22 protein-coding genes are annotated in these 25077 nt (G+C 61.0%); 8 read left to right on the forward strand and 14 right to left on the reverse strand.

Annotated features, from left to right (window positions below; translation table 11 throughout):
• Nucleotide 1 precedes the first annotated feature (1 nt).
• From H8S23_RS08125 to H8S23_RS08135, 3 genes are all read right to left on the reverse strand, one after another.
• A complete protein-coding gene (locus H8S23_RS08125; RefSeq protein WP_186887825.1) occupies nt 2–892 on the reverse strand; it encodes a carbohydrate ABC transporter permease in 891 nt (296 codons plus the stop codon).
• 13 nt (nt 893–905) lie between these two features.
• Nucleotides 906–1793 (reverse strand): ABC transporter permease subunit, encoded by an 888-nt coding sequence (locus H8S23_RS08130; RefSeq protein ID WP_186887826.1) that lies wholly within the window; start codon nt 1791–1793, stop codon nt 906–908.
• Nucleotides 1794–1943: 150 nt separating this feature from the next.
• Complete coding sequence (locus H8S23_RS08135; protein ID WP_186887827.1) at nt 1944–3317, reverse strand: carbohydrate ABC transporter substrate-binding protein; 1374 nt, start codon at nt 3315–3317, stop codon at nt 1944–1946.
• Nucleotides 3318–3696: 379 nt separating this feature from the next.
• Between H8S23_RS08135 and H8S23_RS08140 the strand changes: the two genes are divergently transcribed.
• Nucleotides 3697–4554 carry an AraC family transcriptional regulator gene (locus H8S23_RS08140; protein WP_243165922.1) on the forward strand — a complete coding sequence of 286 codons (858 nt, stop codon included), beginning with the start codon at nt 3697–3699 and terminating at the stop codon, nt 4552–4554.
• Nucleotides 4555–5157: 603 nt separating this feature from the next.
• Here H8S23_RS08140 and H8S23_RS08145 read toward each other — a convergent pair.
• Both H8S23_RS08145 and H8S23_RS08150 read right to left on the reverse strand, forming a co-directional pair.
• Nucleotides 5158–8478 (reverse strand): peptidoglycan-binding protein, encoded by a 3321-nt coding sequence (locus H8S23_RS08145; protein ID WP_243165923.1) that lies wholly within the window; start codon nt 8476–8478, stop codon nt 5158–5160.
• Nucleotides 8479–8739: 261 nt separating this feature from the next.
• Entirely contained in the window at nt 8740–8892 is a 153-nt protein-coding gene (locus tag H8S23_RS08150) for a hypothetical protein (RefSeq protein WP_186887828.1), read from the reverse strand.
• Between the two features lie 199 nt (nt 8893–9091).
• Between H8S23_RS08150 and H8S23_RS08155 the strand changes: the two genes are divergently transcribed.
• Nucleotides 9092–9316, forward strand: coding sequence for a helix-turn-helix domain-containing protein (locus tag H8S23_RS08155; protein WP_186887829.1), 225 nt, complete (start codon nt 9092–9094; stop codon nt 9314–9316).
• 220 nt (nt 9317–9536) lie between these two features.
• On the opposite strand, the gene H8S23_RS08160 is transcribed toward H8S23_RS08155, so the two are convergent.
• The 3 genes from H8S23_RS08160 to H8S23_RS08170 all read right to left on the reverse strand — a co-directional run bounded on the left by H8S23_RS08160 (nt 9537) and on the right by H8S23_RS08170 (nt 11827).
• Nucleotides 9537–9953 carry an EamA family transporter gene (locus H8S23_RS08160; RefSeq protein WP_186887830.1) on the reverse strand — a complete coding sequence of 139 codons (417 nt, stop codon included), beginning with the start codon at nt 9951–9953 and terminating at the stop codon, nt 9537–9539.
• A 14-nt stretch (nt 9954–9967) separates the two neighbouring features.
• Nucleotides 9968–11392, reverse strand: a complete 1425-nt coding sequence (locus H8S23_RS08165) for an amidohydrolase (protein ID WP_186887831.1) — start codon at nt 11390–11392, stop codon at nt 9968–9970.
• 162 nt (nt 11393–11554) lie between these two features.
• Nucleotides 11555–11827: a sporulation transcriptional regulator SpoIIID gene (locus tag H8S23_RS08170; protein WP_186887832.1), complete on the reverse strand. Its 273-nt coding sequence runs from the start codon at nt 11825–11827 to the stop codon at nt 11555–11557.
• Between the two features lie 645 nt (nt 11828–12472).
• Here H8S23_RS08170 and udp point away from each other — a divergent pair.
• On the forward strand, nt 12473–13234 hold the full coding sequence (udp, locus tag H8S23_RS08175; protein ID WP_186887833.1) for a uridine phosphorylase: 762 nt from the start codon (nt 12473–12475) through the stop codon (nt 13232–13234).
• Nucleotides 13235–13393: 159 nt separating this feature from the next.
• Here udp and asnA read toward each other — a convergent pair whose 3' ends face one another.
• Complete coding sequence (gene asnA / locus H8S23_RS08180) at nt 13394–14401, reverse strand: aspartate--ammonia ligase (protein WP_186887834.1); 1008 nt, start codon at nt 14399–14401, stop codon at nt 13394–13396.
• Nucleotides 14398–15075, reverse strand: coding sequence for an HAD family hydrolase (locus H8S23_RS13970; protein ID WP_186887835.1), 678 nt, complete (start codon nt 15073–15075; stop codon nt 14398–14400). Before H8S23_RS13970 ends, asnA begins: the two co-directional genes overlap by 4 nt.
• A gap of 463 nt (nt 15076–15538) precedes the next feature.
• Here H8S23_RS13970 and H8S23_RS08190 point away from each other — a divergent pair, with 463 nt between their 5' ends.
• Together H8S23_RS08190 and H8S23_RS08195 are read left to right on the forward strand one after the other, a co-directional pair.
• Complete coding sequence (locus tag H8S23_RS08190; RefSeq protein WP_186887836.1) at nt 15539–16966, forward strand: D-alanyl-D-alanine carboxypeptidase family protein; 1428 nt, start codon at nt 15539–15541, stop codon at nt 16964–16966.
• A 402-nt stretch (nt 16967–17368) separates the two neighbouring features.
• Complete coding sequence (locus H8S23_RS08195; protein WP_243165924.1) at nt 17369–17857, forward strand: helix-turn-helix domain-containing protein; 489 nt, start codon at nt 17369–17371, stop codon at nt 17855–17857.
• 527 nt (nt 17858–18384) lie between these two features.
• Here the strand turns inward: H8S23_RS08195 and H8S23_RS08200 are convergent.
• Together H8S23_RS08200 and H8S23_RS08205 are read right to left on the reverse strand one after the other, a co-directional pair.
• The gene (locus H8S23_RS08200) at nt 18385–19323 is read right to left on the reverse strand and encodes a nucleoside hydrolase (RefSeq protein ID WP_186887837.1); all 939 of its coding nucleotides are present in this window, start codon (nt 19321–19323) and stop codon (nt 18385–18387) included.
• A 15-nt stretch (nt 19324–19338) separates the two neighbouring features.
• Entirely contained in the window at nt 19339–20313 is a 975-nt protein-coding gene (locus tag H8S23_RS08205; RefSeq protein ID WP_186887838.1) for a nucleoside hydrolase, read from the reverse strand.
• Nucleotides 20314–20363: 50 nt separating this feature from the next.
• Here H8S23_RS08205 and yeiL point away from each other — a divergent pair, with 50 nt between their 5' ends.
• Entirely contained in the window at nt 20364–21104 is a 741-nt protein-coding gene (yeiL, locus tag H8S23_RS08210) for a transcriptional regulator YeiL (protein ID WP_243165925.1), read from the forward strand.
• Nucleotides 21105–21357: 253 nt separating this feature from the next.
• A complete protein-coding gene (locus tag H8S23_RS08215) occupies nt 21358–22113 on the forward strand; it encodes a heparan-alpha-glucosaminide N-acetyltransferase (protein ID WP_243165962.1) in 756 nt (251 codons plus the stop codon).
• 147 nt (nt 22114–22260) lie between these two features.
• Here H8S23_RS08215 and H8S23_RS08220 read toward each other — a convergent pair whose 3' ends face one another.
• Both H8S23_RS08220 and H8S23_RS08225 read right to left on the reverse strand, forming a co-directional pair.
• Nucleotides 22261–22767: a hypothetical protein gene (locus H8S23_RS08220; RefSeq protein ID WP_186887840.1), complete on the reverse strand. Its 507-nt coding sequence runs from the start codon at nt 22765–22767 to the stop codon at nt 22261–22263.
• 264 nt (nt 22768–23031) lie between these two features.
• Nucleotides 23032–24543 carry an IMP dehydrogenase gene (locus H8S23_RS08225; RefSeq protein ID WP_186887841.1) on the reverse strand — a complete coding sequence of 504 codons (1512 nt, stop codon included), beginning with the start codon at nt 24541–24543 and terminating at the stop codon, nt 23032–23034.
• A gap of 218 nt (nt 24544–24761) precedes the next feature.
• Between H8S23_RS08225 and H8S23_RS14115 the strand changes: the two genes are divergently transcribed.
• Complete coding sequence (locus H8S23_RS14115; protein ID WP_279289065.1) at nt 24762–24896, forward strand: hypothetical protein; 135 nt, start codon at nt 24762–24764, stop codon at nt 24894–24896.
• Nucleotides 24897–25077: the final 181 nt, after the last annotated feature.

Here is a 25077-nt window from a genome sequence, read left to right on the forward strand (position 1 = left end):
CTCATCCTTTCAGCCCGCCGAGGGTCATGCCCTGGGTCAGCTTTTTCTGCACGCAGACGTAGAGAAGCAGCGTGGGAAGCATCACCAGCACCAGCCCGGCGTACAGGCGGCCGTACTGGGCCGCGGACTGCTGGGCCTGGGTCAGGTTCATCAGGCCCACCGGCAGGGTGCGGGTGCCGTTGGGGTCGGTGAGCAGGGTCATGGCGATGATATACTCGTTCCAGAACGAGAGAAAGTTGAACAGGATGATGGTGATGATGCTGGGCTTTGCCATGGGGAAGATGATCTTGACCATGGTGCGCCCATACCCTGCGCCGTCGATGTAGGCCGCCTCTTCATAGGCGTGGGGCAGGGTGGAAAAATAGCCCGACAGCAGATAGATGGTAAAGGGCAGCGCCGTGGAGGCGTAGACCAGGGCCAGCACCACGATGTTGTTGAGCAGAAATCCCCTGCCGAAGATCCCCCGCAAAAACTTGTCGCCGTCCACCAGCATCAAAAAGATGGGCACCACGATGTAGTTGACGTTGATGAAGAGGCCCGCCATAAAACAGGTGCTGAAAAAGCGGCGGCCGCGGAAATGGAAGCGGGACAGGGCGTAGGCGGCGGGCAGAGCAACCACCAGCAGGATCGCCAGCGCCAGCGCCGTGACAAGGACCGAGCTGAGCATATAGTCGCCCATCCGCGCTTCGGTCCAGGCCTCGACGAAGTTTTGAAAGTGAAAGCCCGCGGGCAGGGCCCAGGGGTTGGCGTAAAACTCGCTGTTCTCCTTGATAGAGGCCATAAACACCCAGGCCACCGGCACCAGGATCAGCACCGCCAGGGTGATGAGCGCCACATAGATAAACACTTTGTACAGCCGCTCGCCGCCGGAGGTCTTTTTGACTTGCTCCATAAAAAATCCCCCCTTAGAATTCCAGCGCGTCGCGCTCGGTGACCTTGTTCACCACGGCGGAGAGCGCAAAGGAGAACAGGAACACCAGCGCGCCGATGGCCATGCCGTAGCCGTAGGAAGAGTTGGTATAGGCCTGCTTGTACATATAGCTCAGCGCCACCTCAGAGGCGCCGTTGGGGTTGCCGTTGGTCATGGCCTTGACAAACAGAAAGGCCATATTGATGGTGGAGATGATGAAAAAGGTCAGGGTGGTGCGGATATTGGTCCAGATCAGCGGCAGCGTGATGCGGAAAAACTGGGTCACTCTGCCCGCGCCGTCCAGGTTGGCGCTCTCGTAAACGCTTTCGGGCACGCTGGACATGGAAGCCATGTACATGACCATATAATAGCCGATGGCCTGCCAGACCATGGCGATGATCAGGCTAGTCATCACCATGCCCTCGCCTTTCCAGAGGATCGCGACCTTTTCGGGAGAAAAAAGGGAAAGCAGGCTGTTGAGGATGCCGTTATTGGTGTCGTAGATGGCGGAGAAGATGGCCGAGATGACCACCACGGACAGGATATTGGGGACATAGAAGATCACGCGGAAGAAATTTTGCCCTTTGATCTTTTCGCGGGTCAGGATGCCCGCAAAGACGAGCGCGAACCCAAAGGTCACGATGGTGACCACCACGATCAGCAGGATCGTGTTCTGTATCGAGCGGATGAAGTTTGCGTCCCCAAAGAGCTTTGTAAAGTTTTCAAGCCCGACAAACTCTTCGGTGGGGGAGTAGGCGCTGCGGCGGAACAGGGACATGCGAAAGACGTTAAGGGAGGGGATCACCATAAAGACGGTGAACAGAAGGACGGCCGGCGCCACGCAGAAAAACAAAAACCGCTTGCGGCCCTTGCCTTTTTCCACGAGCTCATCTCCTTTCTGATAAAGGCGTGCGCGGACGCGGGGGCATTTTTTCCCGCATCCCGCTTCCCTGAAAAAAAGCGGCGGTGAGCAGGGGAACTGCTCACCGCCGCTTTTCCTGCTGTGTCGTTGCTTCAGCGGTATCGGCGGAGCTTATTTCAGCGCGCCGCGCAGCTGGTCGCTGGCATCCTTGACGCCGTCGATCCACTGCTGTTCGGTCATCGTGCCGGCCACCAGGCTGTTGACCGGGTCAAACCAGACGGTGCGGATGTCCAGCCCCTCGATGGCGTCGGTGGCGGCAAAGTTGCCCATGGCGGCTTTAGCGCCGTTGTCGTAGATGGAGTAGAACAGCTGGTTATCCCCCTCCAGCTTGTCGGCGATGTTCAGCACCGGCTGGATGGCGGGAGTGGGCTCGCCGTCGGCATTTTTGGCACTTGCAAAGATCTCGCAGGCCACGTCGCTGTACAGGAAAGCGATGAACTGCTTGGCCGCGTCCGGGTTGGCCGCGCCGGCGGGGATCCAGGCCTGCTCAAACCAGGTATAGCTGTAGCCGTCGCCGCCGTCCTCCACTGCGGGCAGGGCGGTCATGCCCCATTTAAAGCCGTCGGCGCGGGGCGCTTTGGCCATCTCGCCCACGATCCAGGTGCCGTTGGGCATGAACAGGGCCTTGTTGTCCAGCACCAGCTGCTGGTTTTTGGTGAAGTCCTGGTCGTTGGCCTGCGCCGGGGTGGTGGGCTCGGTGTAAGAGGCCAGCTTGGCCACGATGTCAAAGCAGGTCTGGGCCTCCGGGGTATCCCAGATACCCTCCTCGTAATGGGTGGCCTTGTCGAAGAATTCAGCGCCGCCCACAGAGTACATCAGCGCGTAGAAGAACGCGTCGAAATAGCCGGTGGTGGGGTAAGTGAACAGGCTGATCCCCTCTTCGGCGGCTTTGTCGCCCAGCTCCCACATCTCGTCCCAGGTGGTGGGCACCGACCAGCCCTTTTCCTCGAACAGGCCGGCGTTGTAGAACAGCCCGCAGGGAGAATAGAACATCGGGGCAAGATAGGTCTTGCCGTCGCCGTAGGGGTTGGTCAGGGAGGTCTCGGTAAAGCCGCCCGCGATCTTGTCGCTCACCTTGGCGCTCTCGCCGGGCACGGTCATGCTCAGCACGTCGGTGATGTCCAGCAGGGCGTTGTCCTTGATAAAGGTCTCGGTCAGCGCGTCCTCGCGGCCGGTGGCCAGATGGACGACGTCGGGATAATTGCCGGCTTTCATCGCCGGGCCGATGACGTCCTCCAGGTTTTTGTCGGTGGTCAGCTCGACGTGGATGCCGGTCTCGGCCTCAAAGGCCGCGGCCACCTCTTTCCACATATCGCTGCCGTAGGCGGTCTCGATCGCGGCGACCTTGATGGTCTGGGCGGCGCCGCCGCCGGCGCTGCCGCTGGAGACGGCGCTGCTGCCCGAGCCAGAGCCCGAGCCGCCGCAGCCGGCAAGCAGACTGGCTGCCATGACGGCGGCCATCGAGAGAGCAAGAAACTTTTTCATCGGGTTTCCTCCTAGTTTCCTTTTCTGTGGGGGCCTGTGGACCAGGCCCGTGGCGGGGAATCCTGTTCCCCAATCGCACTTTCAGTATAATTCCTGTAAAGGGGGATTCAAATTTCTTTCTTGCTTTGAATTTTAAAAATATTGCTTTAAAATAATACCACAAAAACACAGCGGGAAAGAAAAGAATTTTAGGCAAAATACTTTGAAGTCAAACAGGGACAAAAAGATAATCGTCTTTTTGCACATAAATACGGCCATGAAATGAGTTTATATTGTACACTTGTATCCAGCAAAAAAACGGTTTATAATAATGGAAACTGCTGGAAATTCCTGCAGCTTTTGTGCTCTTAGCAATATTACTAAAAATGGGGCTGATCTTTTGAGCAATACGCGATATGCCATGCCGGGCCAGCCGGACAGCCGCATCAGCGCGCGGCTGCTGTATGTGACGACGTCAAAATATGAGGGGGACTGGAGCAGTATCCCCCACACCCATTATTTTGCCGAGTTTTTTTATGTGCTCTCGGGGCGCGGCCGTTTCCAGGTCGAGAGCGAGCAGTTTGAGGTGCGGGCCGACGACCTGATCATCGTCAACCCCAATATCGAGCACACGGAACTCAGCCTGGGGCAGAACCCGCTGGAATATATCGTGCTGGGCGTGGATAAGATGGCGTTCGATTTTGACGGGGCGGGCGCGGCGTACAGCGTTTACAACTACGGGGCGCAGCGCGACCGGCTGCTGTTTTATCTGCGGGAGATGCTGCGGGAGATCGAGGGGCATGAAAAGGGCTATGAGGTGATCTGCCAGAACCTGCTGGAGGTGCTGGTGCTGAACATGATGCGCTCGGCGCATTTTGCCATGGCGCCGGTGGATAATCAAAAGACCAGCAAAGAGTGCAGCGCCGTCAAAAGGTACATCGACTCAAACTTCGGCGACGACATCACGCTGGACACACTGGCAAAGCGTACCCATCTGAACAAGTATTATCTGGTGCACGCCTTTACGCGGGCCAACGGGATCTCGCCCATCAACTATCTCATCGAGCGGCGGATCGAGGGGTCCAAACAGCTGCTGGAAAGCACCAACCACAATATCTCGCAGATCGCGCGGATCGTGGGGTTTTCCTCGCAGAGCTATTTTTCGCAGAGCTTTAAACGGCTGACCGGCATGACCCCCGCCCAGTACCGCAAGCAAGCGCGGCAGGCGGACGTGGAAAAGGGCAAAAAAGAAGCGTGAAAGCAGGGCGGCAAGCGCGCCCGCACCGCGGCGCAGAAAGGCGCGCTTTTTCGAAAGCCATGTGCCGCGCGCGGCCGCTTTTCCCGGCGGCCGGCTGCGGCAAAAGGGGCTGACGCTCCCCGCGGCGATGTGTGCGCCCCCGGCGCCTTTTCGCCCCGGGGGTTTTCCCCCTTGGGGCGGTCCGCACGCAGCCCCGGAAAAGAGCGCGGCGCAGAAAAGTTCCGCCTTTGCGGGAGGGGAGACCGCCGGGCTCGGAAAGGATCCGGCCTGCGGCGGCACTGGAAAAAAAGGGCGGATAAGGGCAGGGGCGGGCATGCGCGCACAAGACCACCTGCCCGAAAACAGAAAGCGGCGGCGGGAGACCCGCTCCCTGCCGCCGTTTTATTGTGGAGAGGCGCCCAAACGGGCGCCTCTCCGTGCCGCCTCAAAAACCCGATCCTACAATACGGGCACACCGCTTGCAAAAAAAGCGCGGTGTGCCCGTATTTTTGTCCCGGCAGGGCGCTGTGCGGGGCCGCCCTGCCGGCTGTTATTGCGCTGCGGGCCGCTGTCTGCCCCTGAGGCCTATGGCGAGGCCGTCAAGGCGGCCCTTTTTCACGCCCGTCAGTTGATGACGGTCTGCGTCTTGCCGATGCCCACCGCCGCGCCGGCCAGTTTGCGCCAGGTGTTGCAGCCGCAGATGCCGTCGGCGGAAAGGCCGTTGTTGCGCTGGAATGCTTTCAGGGCGCTCTCCGTGTTCGCCCCAAAGGCGCCGTCCAGGGTCTTGGTGCCATAGCCCAGCGCGTTGAGAGCGTCCTGCAGGATCAGCACATAGGTGCTGCGGCTGCCGCGGCGCACGGTGGGATAGCCGCTGGTGCCGCCGCAGGCGGGCCGGCCGTAGCGGCGGTCAAAGTGCACCCAGGTGGGGGTCATCGAGAGCGGCTCCACATAGCCCCAAACGCCCAGGTTGGAGGCCACCTGCCAGATGCGGCGGCGCTGCGCGCTGGTCAGCCGCTGCCCCACGTCGAACGCGACGCCCGCGTAGTGCTGGCTGGTGGTGCCGTGGCCGCCCTCCCAGATGCGCTTGAACGCATAGCCCACCGGGATGCCGCTGCCGTAGCTGCGGCGGGTCTGGTTCCAGCTCTCCATGGCGCGCACGGTGGTCCACAGGGTCGGGCTCTTGCTGCTGCCGCGGAACTCCCGCACCCGCAGCGTGGTGCCGTAAGAGTAGGGCATGGCCTCGCTCTCGTCCCGGTAATAGACCATCATGCGGTTTTCATACTCGTCGTAGACCCAGATCTTGGTCTTGGCGGTGGCGCGGCCGGTGAGGGTGAGGTAGTAATTGTAGATCACGTCCCAGGTCTCGCGGTCCACAAAGCCGGTGACCGGCAGGCCGAAGCCCTCCTGAAACGCCATCACCGCGTCCCGGGTCCCCTCGTCAAAATAACCGTCCTGCCGCACAAAGTCCGCCGCGCAGTAGCGCTCGGCGATCTGGTTCATGTAGTATTGCAGCTCTTTCACGGCGGGGCCGGCGCTGCCGACGGTGAGCACATAGCCCGGATAATCGCCGGTGGGGGTGTTGCCGATGCCGCCCGCGGAGGACAGCAGCTCGAACAGCATCTCCAGCATGGCGTCCCAGGTCTCTTTGTCCACCACACCGGTGACCGGGATATTGAATTCATCCTGGAAGGCCTCCACCGCAAGGCGGGTGTCCTCGTCGTAAAAGCCGGTGATCTCCACCTCGCGCAGGGCCGGGTAATACATCTCGCCCAGGGCCAGCATAAACTGGATGAACCGCACCGCCTGGCCCTCGGTGTTCTCCGCCACGGGGTGGCCCGGATAGGGCTCGAACTGGTAGGCGATGACCGGGCCGTCGGTGGTGCGCAGCTTCTGGTAGGTGCTGTACAGCGCCTGCCAGGTGGCGGGGCCGATCACGCCGTCCGCGGACAGGTTGGCTACCCGCTGAAAGGCGACCACCGCCTCGCGGGTGGCGGGGCCGAAAATGCCGTCGTAGGCGATGCGCGGGACGGTGGTGTAATAGGCGGAGAGCAGATAGAGGTAAAACTGCGCCTCCTTGACCTTGATGCCCGTGCTGCCCACCCGCAGCGGGCTGCCCGGATAGACGCCCGGCGTCTCGTTCTGGTCCAGGATGCCGTTGATCTGGCTGGTGTAGACCTCGTACAGCTTGTTCCAGGTGGCGGGGCCGACGATGCCGTCCGCGGTCAGCGAGAACCTGGCCTGAAAGGCGCGCACGGCCGCCTCGGTGGCGCTGCCGAAAATGCCGTCCGGCGTCACGGCGGGAATGGCCGGATAAAAGTCGCTGAGCACCGACAGCCAGAACTGCAGCTGGCGCACGCTGTTGCCGCGGCTGCCCACCTGCTGCAGGGTGCCGGGATATTTGCCGGGGAAGTTGACGTCCGAGTCGGAGATGTCCCCCTCGATACTCTGGTAGTCGGCGTAAAGGCGGTCCCAGGTGGCGCGCCCCACCACACCGTCGTCCACCAGGCCGGCATGCTTCTGATACGCCCTGACCGCGGCGGTGGTGGAGGGGCCGAACACGCCGTCCACCGCCACGTCCGGCACCGAGGAGACGTAGCCCGATACGGTGGACAGCCAGAACTGCAGCTGGCGCACCGAGGCCCCGGTGCTGCCCTCGCGCAGGGCGGCGCCCGGATAGGTGCCCGCGGAGGGCTGGCCGCTGGGCTCTTCGCCCTCGCTGGTCAGCTCCGCCAGCTTTTTCACCGAGGCGTAGATATAGCTGATCTTGTACCAGGTGGCGCGCCCCACCACACCGTCGGCGGTGAGGCTGAACTGCTTTTGAAATTTTTTCACCGTGCTCTCGGTATCGGTGCCGAACACCCCGTTCACGTTGGGAATGGTGCCCATGAAAGGATAGTTTTTCACGATGCGGTTGAGCTGGCGCTGGATGACGCGCACGGCGTCGCCGGTGCTGCCCACCCGCAGCGGGGTGCCGGGATAGCTCTCCTGCACGTCCTTGATGTTGTTGGTGGTGACCAGCTCGACGCTGTTGCCGTAATAATAGCGCAGGATGCGGATGGCGCTGTAGCCCTGGTCGGCGAGACTTTTGGTGCCCCACTGCTTCATGCCCGGGCAGGTGACCGATTTGCCGTCGCAGTATTCGGCGTAATAGGGCTCGATGGTGCCCTCTTTGCGGATGTAGGTGTTAAAGACCTCGTCCACCACCTTGCTGATCGACTCAAAGATGTTGCGCCCGTGGACGTAATACTGGTCGTAGCTGGTGGAGTTGGTGATGTCAAAGTCGTAGCCCTTGCCCTTGCTGCGGTACCACTCGGTGAAAATGCGGTTCAGGGCCAGGCTGATCTGGGCGTAGATGTTGGCTTTCAGCGCTTCCACCGGCCAGGTGGGATAGATCTCGCTGCTGGCCACGTTTTTGATGTAGTCGCGGAAAGGCACCGTCACGTTGCGCGCGCTGGCCGCCGGGCGCCCCAGGTGAACGACGATCTTGTTGGGGATGACCACTTCGGTCAAAATGCGCTCGCACTGCACGGCGGGCTCGGCGCCGGTGCCGCCGTCGCCGGAAAAGAGCGCGTGCTCGGGGATATCGAAAATTTCGGGCGCGGCACGGAACTGCGCGTTCTCCTCCACCGGGATCATGTTGAGCTCGGCGAGGGAGTTTTCCCCGTCAAACACCTGCACCCCGCGCATGACGATGGGGTAGTAGCCCTCGTGGTCCACCGTGATGTCGTAGGTGGCATAGGGCAGCACCGAATCGTTGTTTTCGTCCAGCGAATAGCTTTTGTCGGGGGCGGTGAGGCGGATGGGGTCGGCATAGCCCGACTCGTCGGTGGTGACGTTTCGCGCGTCGCCGGTGCCGGACGAAGGCCGCACGCGGGCGGTCACGCCTGGCACCGGGAGGCCGTCGGTCGCCGAGCGGGAGAAAATCTGAAGAGTACCAATGCTCATGAAGGCATTCCTCCTGAAAGTTTCGGCGGGGCGCAAAAGCGCCCGGGGCCGTTACCACAGGGTATGCGGGGACGGGGGAGGCCGCCACAGGGGCCTCAGCGGGGCGGGGGATGCTGCCGGGAAAAGAGAGCAAAAAAATCAAGCGCCCCGATGATGATTTTTTGGGCGGCAGGCGGTAAAGACCGAAATTTATCGAGAAAAACGCTCTCCGCACGATCCTGGCCGCCAGCGATCTCTGCTGCTTTGCTGTTTTTTACGGGCTTATTTCTTCTGTATCGGCGGCGTCAACAACATCATCCGCAGGCCCCTGGGCTGCGCCAGCCAGCTGCGGCGCAACTCCGCTTTCGTGCTGCTGGCCTGCCGCTGGTACAGGTGCCTTGTCAGGCGCGGCCGCTCGGGAAACTCTTCTTTCATGATCGGGTCCCACTCAGAAAAATTTAGTTTCGGCAGGAGGGATCCTTTCTCTTCCAAAGTGAAGAAAGATGGCGGGATAAAATTCTATCAATGTAAATTATAAAAGAGGATATGAAGAATGTGAAGTAATATTTGAAGAATTTAAATCTATGTTAAAGCCACTGAAAGACGGTTACACTGTTACCATAGAGGTGAAGTCATGGACAGTGGGCAATACGATAAGTATAAAAAGCTCGGGCTGAACATTGCCTACTATCGGCGGGACAGAGGCTATACGCAGGAACAGCTCGCCGAGGCGCTGGGGCTGGACAGGACGACGATCAGCAAAGTGGAATCCGCGCTGAGCGGCGTGTCGTTGGACGTGCTTTTCGCCCTTTCCGACCTGCTGGATGTGCCGGTAAAATGCTTTTTTGATTTTCGCTGAGGGCAAGAAAAAACTGACGGGGAAACGCCCGTCAGTTTTTTTGTGCCGTTCCGCGCCCTTTGCCGGCAGGGGAAAGCGGTTTTTTAAAAAGCGCCGTACCGCCGCGTTTTCGCCGCCCCCCTGGCCTTTCTCCTAAAAAAGCGTCCCGCCGGCAAAGGGGGCAAAAAGGCCGCCGCAGGGAAAAGGGCTTTCCCATACGGCGGCCGCAGCCGTCCGATCGTCAGGCAAACGCGATCACCAGCGTGCCCGCGGTGACCAGCAGCGCGCCCAGCACGGTTTTCAGGTTCAGGTGTTCGCCCAGCAGCAAAGCGCCCAGCAGGATGGTCAGCACCAGGCTGAATTTATCAATGGTGACCACCTTGGCCACCTGGCCCAGCTGCAGCGCCCTGTAGTAACAGAGCCAGCTGGCGCCGGTGGCAAGGCCGGAGAGGGCAAGAAACAGCCAGCCGCGCGGGGAGATCTCGCGGATGCCGGAAAAGTTGCCGGTGACCCCCACCAGCACCCAGGCCATCACCAGAACAAAGATGGTGCGCACGGCCGTGGCAACATTTGAGTTGACGCCGTCGATGCCGATCTTGGCAAGGATGGCCGTAAGACTGGCAAACAGTGCCGAACCAGCGGCATAGACCGCCCACATGCCGTACCCCCCTTTCAAAATTCCGGCCGGTTTTCAGCGGGCATGGGGCAGCGGTAGCCGTCCGGGCAGCTCTGGCGCCATTCGGCGGCCGCAGCCTCCAGCAGCTGCGGGTCGGCGGCGGCCCGCACGGCGGTAAGGGCCAGCGCTTTGGCGGCGGCCAGCATGCCCTTTTCCCCGATAGAGCTGTCGGACTGGGCGGTCATCTGCCAGGTATGCCCGCCGGTGCCCAGCGCCATCGTCGCCACTTGGCATTGGGCGGTGGGGGCGCAATAGCTCACATCCCCCACGTCGGTGCTGCCGGGAGAGGGCAGGTCCGGCTGGCAGCAGAAAGGGATCACCGTGTCGTCCAGCACTTTGCCGTCAAAGTAGCGGTAGGACAGCCGGTTGTCCCGGCAGGCGGGATCCAGGTTGCTGTGCCGCTCTTCCGCAGTGAGGGTGGCGGCGAACTCAGCGGCCAGCGCCCGGTCCGCCTCGTCAAAAGCGGGCGCGCCGACGTCGGCCATACAGCGGGCCATCAGCTCGCTGAGAACACGGTTTGGGACATAGTCGGAAAAGCCGTCGATGATCCGGTACTGCATCTCGGTCTCGGTCATCATGGCGGCGCCCGCCGCGATCTTGTTCACCCGCTCGAACAGCTTGAACATCTCGTCTACCCGGCCGGCGCGGATATAATAGTGCAGGCTGGCGCTGGCCTGCACCACGTTGGGCGCGGCGCCGCCCACGTCGCGGAAAGCGTAGTGCAGGCGGCAGTCGGGCGGCATGTGTTCCCGCAGGAACTGACAGCCGATATTCATCAGCTCCGCCGCATCCAGCGCGCTGCGCCCGGCCTGCGGTGCGGCCGCAGCGTGGGCGGACTGCCCCTTGAACGAGTAGAGCACCCCCATCACGGCCAGGCTGCCCACCCCCTTGACGGCGTTGACCGCGTCCGGGTGCCAAGTCAGCGCCGCATCCACGTCGTCGAACATGCCCTCACGGGCCATGTACACCTTGCCGCCGCCGTCCTCCTCGGCGGGGCAGCCATAAAAGCGCACGGTCATGGGCAGGCCAGTCTCCTGCATATAGCGCTTCACCGCCACCGCCGCGGCAAAAGCGCCGGCGCCCAGCAGGCTGTGTCCGCAGCCATGCCCGGGCGCCCCCTCGGCAAGAGGCTCGCGGCGCGGGCAGGCCGCTTTTTGCGACAGGCTGGACAGCGCGTCGTATTCCCCCAGCAGCGCGATCACCGGCCTGCCGCTGCCAAAGCTGGCGACAAAAGCGGTGCGCACGCCGGCCACGCCCCGCTCTACCGCAAAGCCTTCGGCTTCCAGCGCGTCCGCCAGGGCGGCGGCGCTTTTGTCCTCGCGGAAATTCAGTTCCGCATAGCTCCAGATTTTTTTGTTCAGCCCGATCGCTTTTTCCGCCACCTCGTCCACCAGACGCCCTACCCGAGCCAGATCCTCCATACCCTGTTCCCCCTGTTCCGGATTTTAAGGCCGCCGCCCGGCCGCAGGGGGGATGAAAAGAGCGCTCCCGGCCCCCGGTCCCGGCCGGGAGTTCCCGGCTTTTTCGGACAGCCTTCCGTTACAGAAAGTATAGTACAGAATCGGGCCCGGTTCAAGAAAAAATCATTCCCCCTGGGCGGCGGCCGGCTCTTCCGGGTGATATTTGTGGCGGGTGGCCATGCCGCCCCGGATATGCCGCTCCTGTTTGTTCTGGGTCAACACCTTCTGCACCTCGTCGTAAAGGCTGTGGTTGACCCGTCTCAGGCGGCTGGTCACGTCTTTATGTACCGTTGATTTGGAGATGCCGAAAACCTTGGCCGCAGCGCGGACGGTCTGACCGGTCTCCAGAATATATTCGCCCAGCGCGACGGCCCGTTCTTCGGGGTTGCCTTTCATACATGATTCCACCTTTACCATATCAGGATAGGGCGCAGCCGTGCCGGGAAGCGCCCGTTATCCCATCTTATGCAAAGGGGGACAGGGGTTATGCGGGGAGAGAGGCCGCAGAGCGGCCGCCGACGCAAAATGCGTGCCTGCGTGCCCGGCCGGCGCTTTTTCCCAAGCACCTGGGACGGCGGGCAGGGCGGCGGGCAGGATGGAAAAGACCCAAAAAAGAAAGGCCTTTTTGCTGCCGCGCACAGACAGATCTGTGGTATAATGGTCTTGAAACAGGTGGGTCATCGCCCCAGCGCAGAGGGCGGCCGGTCTGGATGCGCGCGGGCGCTGTGGCAGCCGGTGCGTTTGCCCATCGTGACGGTGGAGCGGCCGGGGTGTCCCGTCCATGCCGGGCGGCACACCCCCCTGCCGGACAGCCGATTTTTGGCGGCTGCGCGTGGTCTTTTGCGTTTCTGCCGCAGCGCTTCGGAAGGAGGCGGCGGGCCAAAACGCTGGAAAGGTTTGGCCCGGCGCAGGCGGCCGCCCCGTCTGCGCTTCTCGCTTCCAAAGCGGCGGCCGCATCGCAGGGGAACGCGCGCGGGCGCTGCGGGCGGTGCGCGATCAGGATTATGAGTGCCGTTTTGGCACAGAAAGCAGGTGACATTTATGCATCAACATGAAAAACTCTATCACATCGGCCTTTGCAAAGCGGACCTGGAGGGCGCGGACTACGCCATCCTGCCCGGAGACCCGGGACGGGTGGAAAAGATCGCCGCCCTGATGGAAAATGCAAGGCAGATCGGCAGCAACCGGGAGTACACCAGCTGGCTGGCGGAGACCCGGGGCGTCCGGGTGCTGGTCATGAGCACCGGCATGGGCGGTCCCTCCACCGCCATCGGGGTGGAAGAGCTGCACATGCTGGGCGTGTCCCATCTGATCCGGGTGGGCACCTGCGGCGGCATGCAGCTGCAAGTACAGGCGGGCGATCTGGTGGTTGTCAACGGCGCGATCCGGCAGGAGGGCACCAGCAAAGAATACCTGCCTATCGAGTTTCCCGCCATCGCGGATATCGACGTCACCATCGCCCTGAGGCAGGCCGCAAAGGAACTGGGGCTGCCCAGCCACACGGGCGTGGTGCAGTGCAAGGACAGTTTCTACGGCCAGCATGACCCGGCCCGTATGCCGGTGAGCTACGAGCTGGAAAACAAGTGGCAGGCCTGGATCCGGGGCGGCGCGCTGGGCAGCGAGATGGAGACCGCGGCCCTATATACGGTCAGCCAGGTGCTGGGCGTGCAGGCGGGCGCAGTGATGCTCTGCGTCTGGAACCAGGAGCGGGAAAAAGCGGGCCTGGACCAGAAAGAGACTCATGACACCACCGGGGCCATCCGCACGGCCATCCGCGCGGTGGAGATCCTGGCCGGGGTCTGAGCGGGCGATTGCCTGTCTGAGCAGCAGATAAAAGAGGGGCCGCGAGATGCGGCCCCTCTTTTTTGCGCGCGGGAAAGCGGGGGCGCCGCGCGGACTGCCGGCCCCGCCGGGAGCGGGAAACAAAAATAGCCGCCCTGCGGCGGCTTTTTGCGAGATTTTTTACAGCAGCTGAACGCCGCCCTCGCGGCAGGCGGTGATCGTCTCCTCATCCCACAGAGAGACCTGCACCTCGCCGATGTGCGCCTTGCCCAGCAGCAGCATGCACAGGCGGCTCTGGCCGATGCCGCCGCCGATGGTGAGCGGCAGTTCGTCCGCCAGAAGCGCTTTGTGGAAAGGCAGGGCCCTGCGCCCGTCGCAGCCCGCCAGGGTGAGCTGGCGGTCCAGCGACTCGGCGTCCACCCGGATGCCCATGGAGGAGATCTCCAGCGCCCGGTCCAGCAGGGGGTCATAGAACAGCAGGTCGCCGTTCAGGTCCCAGTCGTCATAGTCCGGCGCGCGGCCGTCGTGGGGGCTGCCAGAGCGCAGCCTGCCGCCGATCTGCTCCAGAAATACGGTGTGATACTCCCGCACCACCGCGTCCTCCCGCTGCTTTGGGGTCAGGCCGGGGTAGCGGTCCTCCAGCTGCTGGCTGGTGAGAAAGGTCACTTCGCGGCAAAGCTCCACGTCCAGCGCCGGAAAATAGTCTTTCAGGTCGTACAGGGTGCCGCAGATGGCGCCCACGATGCCGTTGACGGTCTGTTCCAGATAGGGGATGGTGCGCTGCTCGCGGGTGATGACCTTTTCCCAGTCCCACTGGTCCACATAGATCGAATGCAGGTTATCCAGTTCTTCGTCCCGGCGGATGGCGTTCATGTCGGTCACAAGCCCGTTGCCCACATGAAAGTCGTATTGCGCCAGCGCAAAGCGCTTCCATTTCGCCAGCGAATGCACCACCTGCGCGTCCGAGCCGGAGGCGGGCACGTCGAAGCTGACCGGGCGCTCGACGCCGTTCAGGTCGTCATTGAGGCCGGAGGCCGGGTCCACAAACAGCGGCGCGGTGACCCGTTTCAGGTGCAGCGCCGTGGACAGGCGGTTGAGAAACAGGTTTTTGATCAGGCCGATGGCCCTCTGGGTCTCGTATAAAGTCAGGCAGGAGCGATAGCCCTGCGGGATCACAGTGTTGCTCACAGCGCGCCCTCCTCTCCCGCCCGGTCGTCCTCCAGCAGCGGGATGGCGTCCAGCAGCGTCGTGCCCTGCGCCCACAGCAGCTCTTTCAGCTCGTCGTCCGGCTGGGTGAGGTCGGGGATCATCATCGGTTTTGCCCCGGCGGCATGGGCGGCGCGGATGCCGTTGGGGGAATCCTCCAGCACCAGGCACTCCTGCGGTCTGCAGCCCAGCAGCCCGATGGCGTGCAGAAAAATGTCCGGCGCGGGCTTGTAGAGGGCGACCATACTGCCGTAGACGCACAGGTCAAAGTATTCGTAAAAACCGATGCTGCGCAGCTTCTGGGCGGCGATCTCCTCGTCGGTGGAGGTGGCAAGGGCGATGGCGTAGCCCTTGTCGCGCAGCCAGGACAGCAGGGTGAGCGCCCCCATTTTGGGATGCACGCCCTCGCGGGCCGTGACCTGGCGGGCAAACTGGTTCTTGCGGCCCAGCAGGTCGTCGAACCCCACCGGCTTGCCCGCGAGATAGGCCTCGAAGCGGCGGCGGATATCCTCGCGCCCGGTGCCCCGGCAGCTTGCGATCAGCTGCTCGGAAAAGGGCAGGCCCATTTCCCGGAAAGCCTGCCTCCAGCTGCTCATTTCCAGACGTTCAGAATCGATGAGCAGTCCGTCCATATCAAAAATAACGGATTTGATCATGAAGTAAAAAATTCCCCTTTCCCCCTCAAAACAGCCCCGGCGCACCAGCCGGGGCTTATACAAAACGATTATAGCGCATTGCGCCCGGCATGGCAATAACAAAAGCCGCCGCGCGGGAGGGGATTGCCGCTTGCCGGGCCGTGGGCTGCGGGACCCGGGAGATGCGCCGCTTTTTCGCGCTCACCGGCCCTGGCCCTTCCGGACGGGCGGCCGGGTGAACTTTCACAGGATTTGCAGCGGACAGGCCTTTCCTTGACGGACAGGCTGTGTTAAAATAAGTAACAAACAGGCCGATGATCCGGCATGGACTGACAAATTGTGAGGCGGAAACAAAGCGAAAGGCCGCGAATGAAACCGCACGCCTCCTGACATACTAAAAGAGCGCGGGCAGGAGCGGCCGCCTGTGCGCCCGTGCCGGCCGCCGCCCGGCGCCTCAAAAAATCCGCAAAGGTGTGAGCCTCCCTTGTTCAAAAAAATCATTGCCCTGTGCGCCGCGCTGCTGCTTGCGCTGGGCGCCGCAGCGCCGGCGCTCGCCGAGGAAGCGGCAGCGCCGCCGCTTTCCGCGGGCGCAGCCTGTCTGATGGACACCTCCACGGGGCAGATCCTCTATGAAAAAAACATGGACGCCCAGCTGCCGCCCGCCTCGATCACCAAGATCATGACGGCGCTGCTGGGGGTGGAAAACAGCAGCTGGGAGGATACCGTCACCATGACCGACGCCTCCGTTTTCAGCGTGCCGCGCAGCGCCAGCCATCTGGCGCTCACCCCGGGCGAACAGCTGACCATGGAACAGGCCCTGATGGGGGCGATGCTGCCCTCTGCCAACGATGCGGCCAACGGCATCGCGGAGACCGTCGGCGGCACCATCGAAAATTTTGTGGAGATGATGAACGCGCGGGCGGCGGAGCTGGGCGCGCGCAGCACCCATTTCGTCAACGCCAACGGGCTGGACGACGCCGCCCATCTCACCACCGCGCGGGACATGGCGCTCATCACCCGCGCGGCGCTGCAGAACGAGGCGTTCGTGCGGGTCTTTTCCACCGCCGAATATGTGATACCGCCCACCAACAAGCAGGCGGAGGCCCGCAATATCGGCGCGAGCAACAAAATGATGTTTGACTTTACCAAATATTATTATCCCGGCATCATCGGCGGCAAAAGCGGCTATACCACCGAAGCGGGGCACACGCTGGTCTCGGCCGCGCAGCGGGACGGGCGCACGCTGATCAGCGTGGTGCTGGCGGAGCCGAAAAACGCCGCCATGTACGAGGACAGCGTGGCCCTGCTGGATTACGGCTTTAACGCTTTTACCAGCGTGACCCTGACGCCGCAGGAGCTGGGCGCGGAGATCGAGGCCGCGGATGCCGCCCTGGCTACCGAGGAGCCGGTCACCCTGCTGCTGGCTGCGGGCACAGGCGTGGACAGCCTGCAAAAGAGCTATCAGGTGGAAAAAAGCGACCGTTACGGCATGACGGTGAGGGTGGGGCTTTCGCTGCCGGAGGGCAGCAGCGGCCAGTACAGCGAGGTGGCCAGTGCCGAGCTGCGGTATGTGGTGCCGCTGGCCGCCGCGTCGGCGGGCGCGGGAGCAGCCCCGGAAAAGGGAATGGACTGGAAAGCGGCGGGCCTCACGGCGCTGAAATGGCTGGGCGTCGCGGCAGGCGCCGCGCTCGCGATTTTTGTGTGTCTGCTGCTGTACGTAAGGTTGCGCTACGATATCCGGCGGCTGATGCGGCGTTATCGCCGGCGGCATGGGGGCGCGCCGCGTCGGATGCAGGCGCCCCGGCAGGCGCCCCGCAGGCCGGACCGGCAGCCCCGCCCGCGGGCGGTCGGCGAGGGACAGGGCCTCTCTTCCGCCCAGCGCCCACTGCGCAACAGCGCGCGGTACAATTGACCCGAAGCCCGGTTTCCGCCTTTGCGCTCCTTGCCGGCGGCCGGGCAGGCCGCCGCTTTCGAGGAAGGTTCTTTGCAGGGCGCGCAGCGCGGGGAGCGGACGCACCGCCGTCCCTGGCCCAATAAAGAGATAAAAAGAGCGCGCGGGGAAAAGGGTTTCGGGTTACAAGGAAGTATATTCTTCCAATTAGGCGGTATAGCCCCACAAAGGGCTATGCCGTCTTTTCCTATTTTGTGGCTTCTTTGCGTTTTGTCTGCGGTGCGGTAGGAAAATGGATTTCTCCCACGAAATTGGCTCAACATTATTGATCAGAGTGTAATAGAATTGCCAAACCAACGGTTGAGTTTAGCATATTCAACCAATAGTTCGTGTTAAAAAGCAGAAAATAGGCGTATTGTAAGGATGAAAGAAGGAGCTTTAATGAACCAAATAGAAACAGGAAAATTTATTGCGGAATGTCGCAAAGAGAAAAAATTAACTCAAGCACAACTCGCAGAAAAACTGAACATTACAGATAGAGCCATATCTAAATGGGAAACGGGAAGATCCATGCCGGATTCCTCTATTATGTTAGAACTTTGCAGTTTATTAAATATCAGCGTAAATGAACTTCTCACAGGAGGGAAAATTGATATGAGTGATATGGATAAGTATAAAGAGAACGCAGAAAACAATTTAATAAGTTTGTTGCATAACAGAAAGAAGCTATTCATTATTCGCCTTATGGGATGGGGACTAATTGTTTGTGGCATCATAATATTTCTTACTTTTCCGGCTATTCTTAATCTGAATGTTATGCAGGAAATTGTTATGCGAGTTATGGGTATATTGATTTTTGTTTGCGGAAATATCGCAATCTATTTTTATGCAAAATATCAGAAAGTAGATTGACCATTAAATGTTCAGTCAGCTGCCCAACGGTAAACAAGAAAACCGTTGTTTGGCGAGGGGATTTCCACGCACATAAATTTTACATATCTTTATTTGATTGCATTGGATTTTCCGGCGTCGGATCATCCGGTATCGGGAAATCCAATATCGGATAGAATTATTCTCAAATCCGTCTAATTCAATGGCCTTATCAGATAGTTGCTTTTAGGGTGGGAATATTACGCAATAGAGGACAAAATATCCTTGGTTTATGCGGCTTTCAGAGCATAAAAATCACTTGGACGATACTTTCATATAAACCCTCAAAAACAGCGTTCTACTGCGTAACAAAAAGCAGAGAGCCGACCACTTTTGAAAGTGATCAACTCTCTGCTTTGTTGCATCTGTTTGTCAGCCGTTCAGTCAGTTTTTTTGTAATACTTCCTTATAGCTGCAAATTCAATTCTCCGCGCGCGTTTTTTATCTCTGCAGGCCTTCTTTGCCGCGCTGCAGAAAAGAAAGGCTGTCCCGAGCTGTAAGGCCGGCCGCTACTGGGCGGCGTAAAAATCCATCATGCCGTGAAGCAGCTCTTTATAGCGCTCTTTATCGGCACGCAGCAGAACGTCGACGTTGGGCTCTTTCCCGCTGACGTGGTACAGGTCCACCAGCGTCTGGCCCGCCGAGATGGTGCTGCGGGTCTCGCAGACGGTATAGCAGGGCTCATAGACGGTCATGGAGGGTTCGATAAAGCAGGCCATGGTCACCAGGTCGTTGATGGTGGAACCGGGCAGATGCCACTGCTCGGTGTTGCGCTGGTGGATAAAATGGGCCACATGGCTGATCACCGCGGACAGGCGGCCGGGCCGGTCGAAGATCTCGGCCATCTCCCGGGTGTCCAGACGGCAGCTGTCGTTACCGTCCAGCCCGCACATGGCGATGGGGATGCCGGATCTGAAAACGATGTCGCAGGCGTGGGGGTCCACCCAAACGTTGAACTCGGCGTAGACGTTGGTATTGCCCTGCCCGGCCGTGCCGGCCATCATGGTGATCTTTTTGATCAGGCCTTTCAGGTCGGGATACCGCTTGAGGGCGATGGCCACATTGGTGAGCGGGCCCAGGGTGACCAGCTCCAGTTCGCCGCCGGCGCGCACCGCTTCCTGGTAAAGCACGTCCCAGGCATAGTCGGGGTCAAAATCCCGCGCCGCCGCGGGCAGCTGATAGCCGCCCAGGCCCCCCTGGCCGTGGATGGAACCCGCGGTGCGGCAGGGGGCGAGCAGGGGCTCCTCGGCGCCCCGGCCCACACGGCAGTCCACGCCGATCAGGTCGGCCAGCCGCAGGGCGTTCTGCGAGGTGCTCTCGTACCCCACGTTGCCCGCCACCGGGTTGATGGCGCGGATATCCAGCTCCGGGCGGCTGGCGGCCAGGCAGAGGGCCAGCGTATCGTCCACGCCCGGATCACAGTCGATGACAACAGGTCGTTTGTTCATGGTTTGGTTCCTCCTTTACGAAAAGCTGGCGGCCGCTTTCAGCAGCTGCTGGATAAATGCCTCGCGGTCGATATCCAAGATCACCCGGGCGTTTTTTTCACCGCTGCAGTTCCGCTCGCGGAAGTCCGAAGCGGTGCAGCCCCAGGTGTGCTCGCCGTCGATGTCCACCTCTACATAAGCGTCCTGGCCCTGCATCAGTTCAGGGTGAGTGAGGGCCATCACCGTCACCGCGTCATGGACGGCGCAGCCGGGCAGCTTGCCGCGCACGCCGCTCATGTGGAAATCGTAGTAAAAGCGGAAGATGTCGGCGCAGAACTTGCCCGCTTTTGTGCCCAGGGCGGCAAAGGCGTCAATGTCCTCGCCGGTGGCATAAGCTTTCATGGTCACGTCCAGCCCGCACATGATCATGGGGATGCCGGCCTTAAAAACCATGCGGGCCGCCTCGGGGTCCACATAGATGTTGAACTCGGCGGCGGGGGAGGCGTTGCCGCGGAACGCGCCGCCGCCCATGATGGCGATGCGCTCGATGCGCGCCTTGAGGTGGGGATAGGCTTTGAGCAGCAGGGCGATGTTGGTGAGCGGCCCGACCGCGATGATGGTGACCGGCTGGGCGCTGCCCTCGATCCAGCGCCGCAGGCAGGTGAGCGCGTCGCCGGCCTCCGGCTGTTTGACGGGCTCGGGCAGCTGCACGTTGCCAAGGCCGTTTTCACCGTGTACCTGAGGCGCGGTGTGCAGCGGGCGGCAGAAAGGCCCGGCCGCCCCCCTGGCCACCGGCACCTCGGGGCGGCCCAGATATTCCAGCACCGCAAGGGTGTTGCGGGTGGTCTTGTCCAGCGTCTGGTTGCCCGCAACCGTGGAGATACCTAAAATGTCCAGCTCTTCACAGGTCAGCGCATACATGATCGCCACGGCGTCATCCACGCCGGTGTCGACGTCGAGAATAACAGGGATCTTGTTCATGAAATGGCTCCTTTCAGTCAAATGGTTCACTCGGTGATCCTCTTTTGATTGCATCTTAGCATCAGATGAGATAAAATGATATGAGAAATCTCACACAGATCCCAATCATTGAAAAAAATCCCGCGCCGGCCGCGGAAGCAGAAAAGGAGGGGGAGACCACGGCGGAAGAGTGGAAGCTGGGGCCCATGCTCAAAGAGTATCGGTTTCAGGAGTATTTTTCCTTTGATATCACACCCTACGCCAGCCTGGCGGTGTTTGAGCCGGGGGAGCTGATCCTGCGGGAGGGGCAGCGGGTGACCAAGCTCTATTATCTGGTAAAGGGGCGGGCCAAGCTGTTCGCCACCCTCAAAAACGGCAAGGTGAGCCTGTTTAATTTTTATGAGGTGCCCAGTTTTTTGGGGGAGATGGAGATGCTGGACCCGGAGGCCCACACCAAGGGGGTGCGCGCCCACACCCGCTGCTATTGCATCGCGCTGGACCTCACCCGCTGCGGGGACCGGGTGCTGAACGACCCCCGTTTTCTGCGGGCGATCTGCCTTTATCTGGGCCGTAAGGCGGTGAGCAATTCCTGGCACTATGCCCAGAGCCAGTCTTATCCGCTGAAATACCGGCTGGCCTCCTATATCCTTTTTACCAGCAGGGACGGCGTCTACGCGGAGCCGCACACGGAGGCGGCGGAGTATCTGGGCATCAGCTACCGGCATCTGCTGTATGTGCTGGCCGATTTTTGCCGTGAGGGCATCCTGGAACGCGGCCCGAAAGGATACCTGCTGCGGGACCCTCAGCGCCTGCAGGCGCTGCAGGACGAGCTGCAGGAGTAGCCGGGCCCGCGGGCGCCCGGCGCAAAGTGCAGGTTTTGCAGGGCCGGAAGGGAGGGCCGCGCCGGTGCGCTGGGAAAAATTTCCCCCGCGTCCCGCGGCGGAGCGGCCCCCCTGAAGAGAGGCTGCGGCCCCGCTGTTCCGCGCAGGGGGAAAAATAGAAAAACGCCGCGGTTGCGGCAAAGTCCGTTTGGGGGCCGCGGGGCCCTGCCGGGCCCCAGCCGCGCAGAGAGAGGAGCATCCCGCTTTGAAAACAATGCAGACCGCATCCGGCAGACGGCTGGGCGTGCTGGACGCAGCGCGCGGCTTTGTGCTGCTCAATATGCTTGTCTATCATCTGCTCTATGATCTGGTCGCCCTGTTCGGCGTCCGCCTGAGCTGGTTCTGGGAGTGGCAGGGGACGGTCTGGCAGCAGTTCATCGCCTGCGGTTTTATCTTTTTATCCGGCATCTCCTGCGGCTTCAGCCGCAGCAATGCGCGGCGCGGCGCGCAGCTGCTGGGGTGGGGCATGGCGCTCAGCCTGGGCACCTGGCTGGTGATGCCCCAGCAGATCATCCGCTTTGGCGTACTGCATTTTCTGGGCTGCGCGGCCCTGCTGTGGGCGCTGACGGGGCGTTTTCTGGAACGGCTTCCCGCCGGCGTCCTCCTGACGGGCGGCCTGCTGTTGTTCCTGCTCACCAACGGCACCCAGTGGGGCTATTGGGGCGTCTGGCGTCTGCCGCTGCTGGAACTGCCCGCCGGGCTGTATACCACCCGCTGGCTTTTTCCGCTGGGGTTTCCCGGGCCGGATTTTTACTCGTCGGATTATTTCCCGCTGCTGCCCTGGATTTTTCTGTTCTGGGCAGGGACGGCATTTCACCGTGTGCTGGAAAACGCCCCCCGCCTGCGGCGCGCCCTGGCGCCGCAGGCGCCGCTGCTGAGTGCGCTGGGGCGCCGCACCCTTGTGGTGTATCTGCTGCACCAGCCGGTAATCTACGGCCTTGTATGGATGTGGTACCGATTCTGCGCCTGAAGAGGGGAACAGAAAAGCGCCTGTGCGGGGGTGAGACGCGCCCGATGCAGGGGGGCTTTGATGAAAAAAGAGAGGCGGGCGCTTTTGGTGTAAAAGCGCCCGCCTCTTAAAATTTTCCGCTGTTTTTGCAGAGAAATCCGACCGTCCCTATTTCACTTTCAGCTTTTCCCGCAGCAGCATGCGGTCGCGCTCCTCGCGGATCTTTTTCAGCGAGAGCTCGTGATAGCGGGGGTCGTCGTCCACAGGCGCTCCGGCCAGCAGCGAGGTGTAGCTGGCGTGCTCGGCCTCCTCCATGCCGCCCTCCAGGTCCATCGGCTCGGCCTGCTCCATCTCGGTGATATCGGTGTAGTCAAAGACCTCTTTTTGATTGATCCTGCAGCCGAATGCCTCCAGCGAGGCAAAGGCCTCGTAGGTGCGCACCGGCGTGAGCTCCCGTTTGAGCTTTGAGTAGGCGCGGGATTCCAGGTCGTACCGAAGCTCGAGCAGTTCCCTGAAAGAGACGCGGTCCTCATCGCCCTCTTCGCCATACCCCTGAAATTCATCCGCCACCGCCAGGTCGGCCTGCAGACGGTCGTAGGCGTCGTTGGGATTTTCAGGCTCCAGCACCGCGTTGCCTTCAAAATCGGTCCCCATCATCTTGTAAACCTCAAACATCGCGATTACCTCTATTCCAGACAGGGGGGCGCAGCCGCGGCGGGCTGCCGGAAAACGCTTTCGCAAAATAAGCACCGGTCTCATTTCCCCTGTCTTATTTTACAACCATATTATACCGCCCTGCGCCGCTAAAAACAATAGATTTTAGGTAAAATATCCATATTAGTTAAAAAGTTATAGAAAAATTTAAACAGTTTTTACAAAAACAACACAAAAAATCAGCGGCCGCCGCGCGGCCGCTGATTTTCACAAAGCAGGAAAGGGTCATTCCGCAGAGGAGAGGCCCTTGTCCTTGAGGACGACGTCGTGATAGCCGCCCTCCACGATGCTGGTGGAGGAGACCAGCGTGAGCTTGGCTTTCTGCTGCAGTTCGGGGATGGAGAGCGCGCCGCAGTTGCACATGGTGTGGCGCACCTTGGCCAGCGTCTGGGCCACGTTGTCTTTCAGGCTGCCGGCATAGGGGACGTAGCTGTCCACGCCCTCCTCAAACGACAGCTTGGCGCCGCCGCCCAGGTCGTAGCGCTGCCAGTTGCGGGCGCGGTTCGACCCCTCGCCCCAATACTCTTTGACATAGCTGCCGTTGATGTTCAGCTTGTTGGTGGGGCTCTCGTCAAAGCGGGAGAAATAGCGGCCCAGCATGATGAAATCTGCGCCCATGGCAAGGGCCAAGGTGACGTGGTAATCGTGTACGATGCCGCCGTCGCTGCAGACCGGCACATAGACGCCGGTGCGCTCGAAGTACTCGTCGCGGGCCTTGCAGACCTCGATCAGCGCCGTGGCCTGGCCGCGGCCGATGCCTTTCTGCTCGCGGGTGATGCAGATGGAGCCGCCGCCGATGCCGACCTTGACAAAATCGGCGCCGCTCTCTGCCAGGAACAGGAAGCCCTCCCGGTCCACCACGTTGCCGGCGCCGACCTTGACGCTGTCGCCGTATTTGCCGCGCACCCATTCCAGCGTCTTTTTCTGCCACTCGGAAAAGCCCTCCGACGAGTCGATGCACAGCACGTCGGCGCCCGCTCCCACCAGGGCGGGAACGCGCTCTTCATAGTCGCGGGTGTTGATGCCGGCGCCCACGATATAGCGCTTGTGGCTGTCCAGCAGTTCCAGGGGGTTCGCCTTATGGTCCGAGTAATCCTTGCGGAAAACAAAGTATTTGAGGGTGCCGTTCTTATCCACGATGGGCAGGCTGTTGAGCTTGTTGTCCCAGATGATGTCGTTAGCCTCTTTCAGCGTGGTGTTCTCGTCGCCGGTGACCAGCTTGTCGATGGGGGTCATGAAGCTGGAGACCTTTTCGTCCGGGGACATGCGGCTGACGCGGTAATCGCGGCTGGCCACGATGCCCACCAGCTTGCCCGCGGCGGTGCCGTCCTCGGTGACCGCAACGGTGGAGTGGCCGGTTTTCTCTTTCAGGGCAAGGATATCGGCCAGGGTGGCGTCGGGGCGGATGTTGGAGTCGCTGACCACAAAGCCCGCCTTATAGCTCTTGACGTTGGAGACCATTCTGGCCTCGCTTTCGATCGACTGGCTGCCGTAGATAAAGGAGATGCCGCCCTCTTTTGCCAGGGCGATGGCCATGGTGTCGTTGGAGACCGACTGCATGATGGCGGAGACAAGGGGGATGTTCATAGTAAGGGGGCATTCCTCTTCGCCCTTGCGGTACTTTACCACCGAGGTCTTGAGGTTGACGGCGGAAGGTACGCATTCGCAGGAGGAATACCCCGGTATAATGAGATATTCGCCAAAAGTGTGAGACGGTTCATCGTAAATAAAAGCCATAGTTTCTTCTCCTTTACTTTGATCGTTTCCTCGGTCGTTCCACTGGATTATTCATAATAATATTCTTTTTGCATCTGGCTTGTCAAGGCAAAAATGTCCGCCGCTACAAAACACCGCAAAACAACTAAAAGCTGCTTGCCGCGGGCAGCTGTGACTGGTATAATAACGGTAGAAATCGGCCCGGGCCACGGCCCGGCCAAGGAAAGGAGCCGTTTTGCATGAAAGGGAAGATCTTCAGCATCGTGGGCCTGGTGATGGGCTGCATCTCGGTCTCGATCTCAGTGACCGCCTTGGTATTCAGCGCCATCGGCATGGTCAAGTCCAAAAAGATCAAAGCGCCGCGCAGCTTCTGAGCGCGGGCGTTTATCCGTAAAAAAGGGAATGGCAGGCGCCATTCCCTTTTTTATATTTGTATAAGGTAGGTAAAGGTCCGTATGCGGCAGCGTCTGAGCGCTGCGCCGGCAGGGCTGCCGCAGAAAGGGGATACGGGCAGGCCCTTTCTGCGCTCCGCAGCGCGCCCCCAAACGAGGAGCC

It is taken from the genome of Anaerofilum hominis, assembly GCF_014287275.1.
GTDB classification, from domain to species: Bacteria; Bacillota; Clostridia; order Oscillospirales; family Ruminococcaceae; genus Pygmaiobacter; species Pygmaiobacter hominis.

Coding starts and splice junctions, on each gene's coding strand:
- H8S23_RS14115 (WP_279289065.1), top strand. CDS start 24,762: ATGAAAGGGAAGATCTTCAGCATCGTGGGCCTGGTGATGGGCTGCATC.
- H8S23_RS08135 (WP_186887827.1), bottom strand. CDS start 3,317: ATGAAAAAGTTTCTTGCTCTCTCGATGGCCGCCGTCATGGCAGCCAGT.
- H8S23_RS08165 (WP_186887831.1), bottom strand. CDS start 11,392: ATGGAGGATCTGGCTCGGGTAGGGCGTCTGGTGGACGAGGTGGCGGAA.
- udp (WP_186887833.1), top strand. CDS start 12,473: ATGCATCAACATGAAAAACTCTATCACATCGGCCTTTGCAAAGCGGAC.
- H8S23_RS13970 (WP_186887835.1), bottom strand. CDS start 15,075: ATGATCAAATCCGTTATTTTTGATATGGACGGACTGCTCATCGATTCT.
- yeiL (WP_243165925.1), top strand. CDS start 20,364: ATGAGAAATCTCACACAGATCCCAATCATTGAAAAAAATCCCGCGCCG.
- H8S23_RS08155 (WP_186887829.1), top strand. CDS start 9,092: ATGGACAGTGGGCAATACGATAAGTATAAAAAGCTCGGGCTGAACATT.
- H8S23_RS08125 (WP_186887825.1), bottom strand. CDS start 892: ATGGAGCAAGTCAAAAAGACCTCCGGCGGCGAGCGGCTGTACAAAGTG.
- H8S23_RS08200 (WP_186887837.1), bottom strand. CDS start 19,323: ATGAACAAACGACCTGTTGTCATCGACTGTGATCCGGGCGTGGACGAT.
- H8S23_RS08195 (WP_243165924.1), top strand. CDS start 17,369: ATGAAAGAAGGAGCTTTAATGAACCAAATAGAAACAGGAAAATTTATT.
- H8S23_RS08160 (WP_186887830.1), bottom strand. CDS start 9,953: ATGTGGGCGGTCTATGCCGCTGGTTCGGCACTGTTTGCCAGTCTTACG.
- H8S23_RS08225 (WP_186887841.1), bottom strand. CDS start 24,543: ATGGCTTTTATTTACGATGAACCGTCTCACACTTTTGGCGAATATCTC.
- H8S23_RS08220 (WP_186887840.1), bottom strand. CDS start 22,767: ATGTTTGAGGTTTACAAGATGATGGGGACCGATTTTGAAGGCAACGCG.
- H8S23_RS08170 (WP_186887832.1), bottom strand. CDS start 11,827: ATGAAAGGCAACCCCGAAGAACGGGCCGTCGCGCTGGGCGAATATATT.
- H8S23_RS08215 (WP_243165962.1), top strand. CDS start 21,358: ATGCAGACCGCATCCGGCAGACGGCTGGGCGTGCTGGACGCAGCGCGC.
- H8S23_RS08150 (WP_186887828.1), bottom strand. CDS start 8,892: ATGAAAGAAGAGTTTCCCGAGCGGCCGCGCCTGACAAGGCACCTGTAC.
- H8S23_RS08145 (WP_243165923.1), bottom strand. CDS start 8,478: ATGAGCATTGGTACTCTTCAGATTTTCTCCCGCTCGGCGACCGACGGC.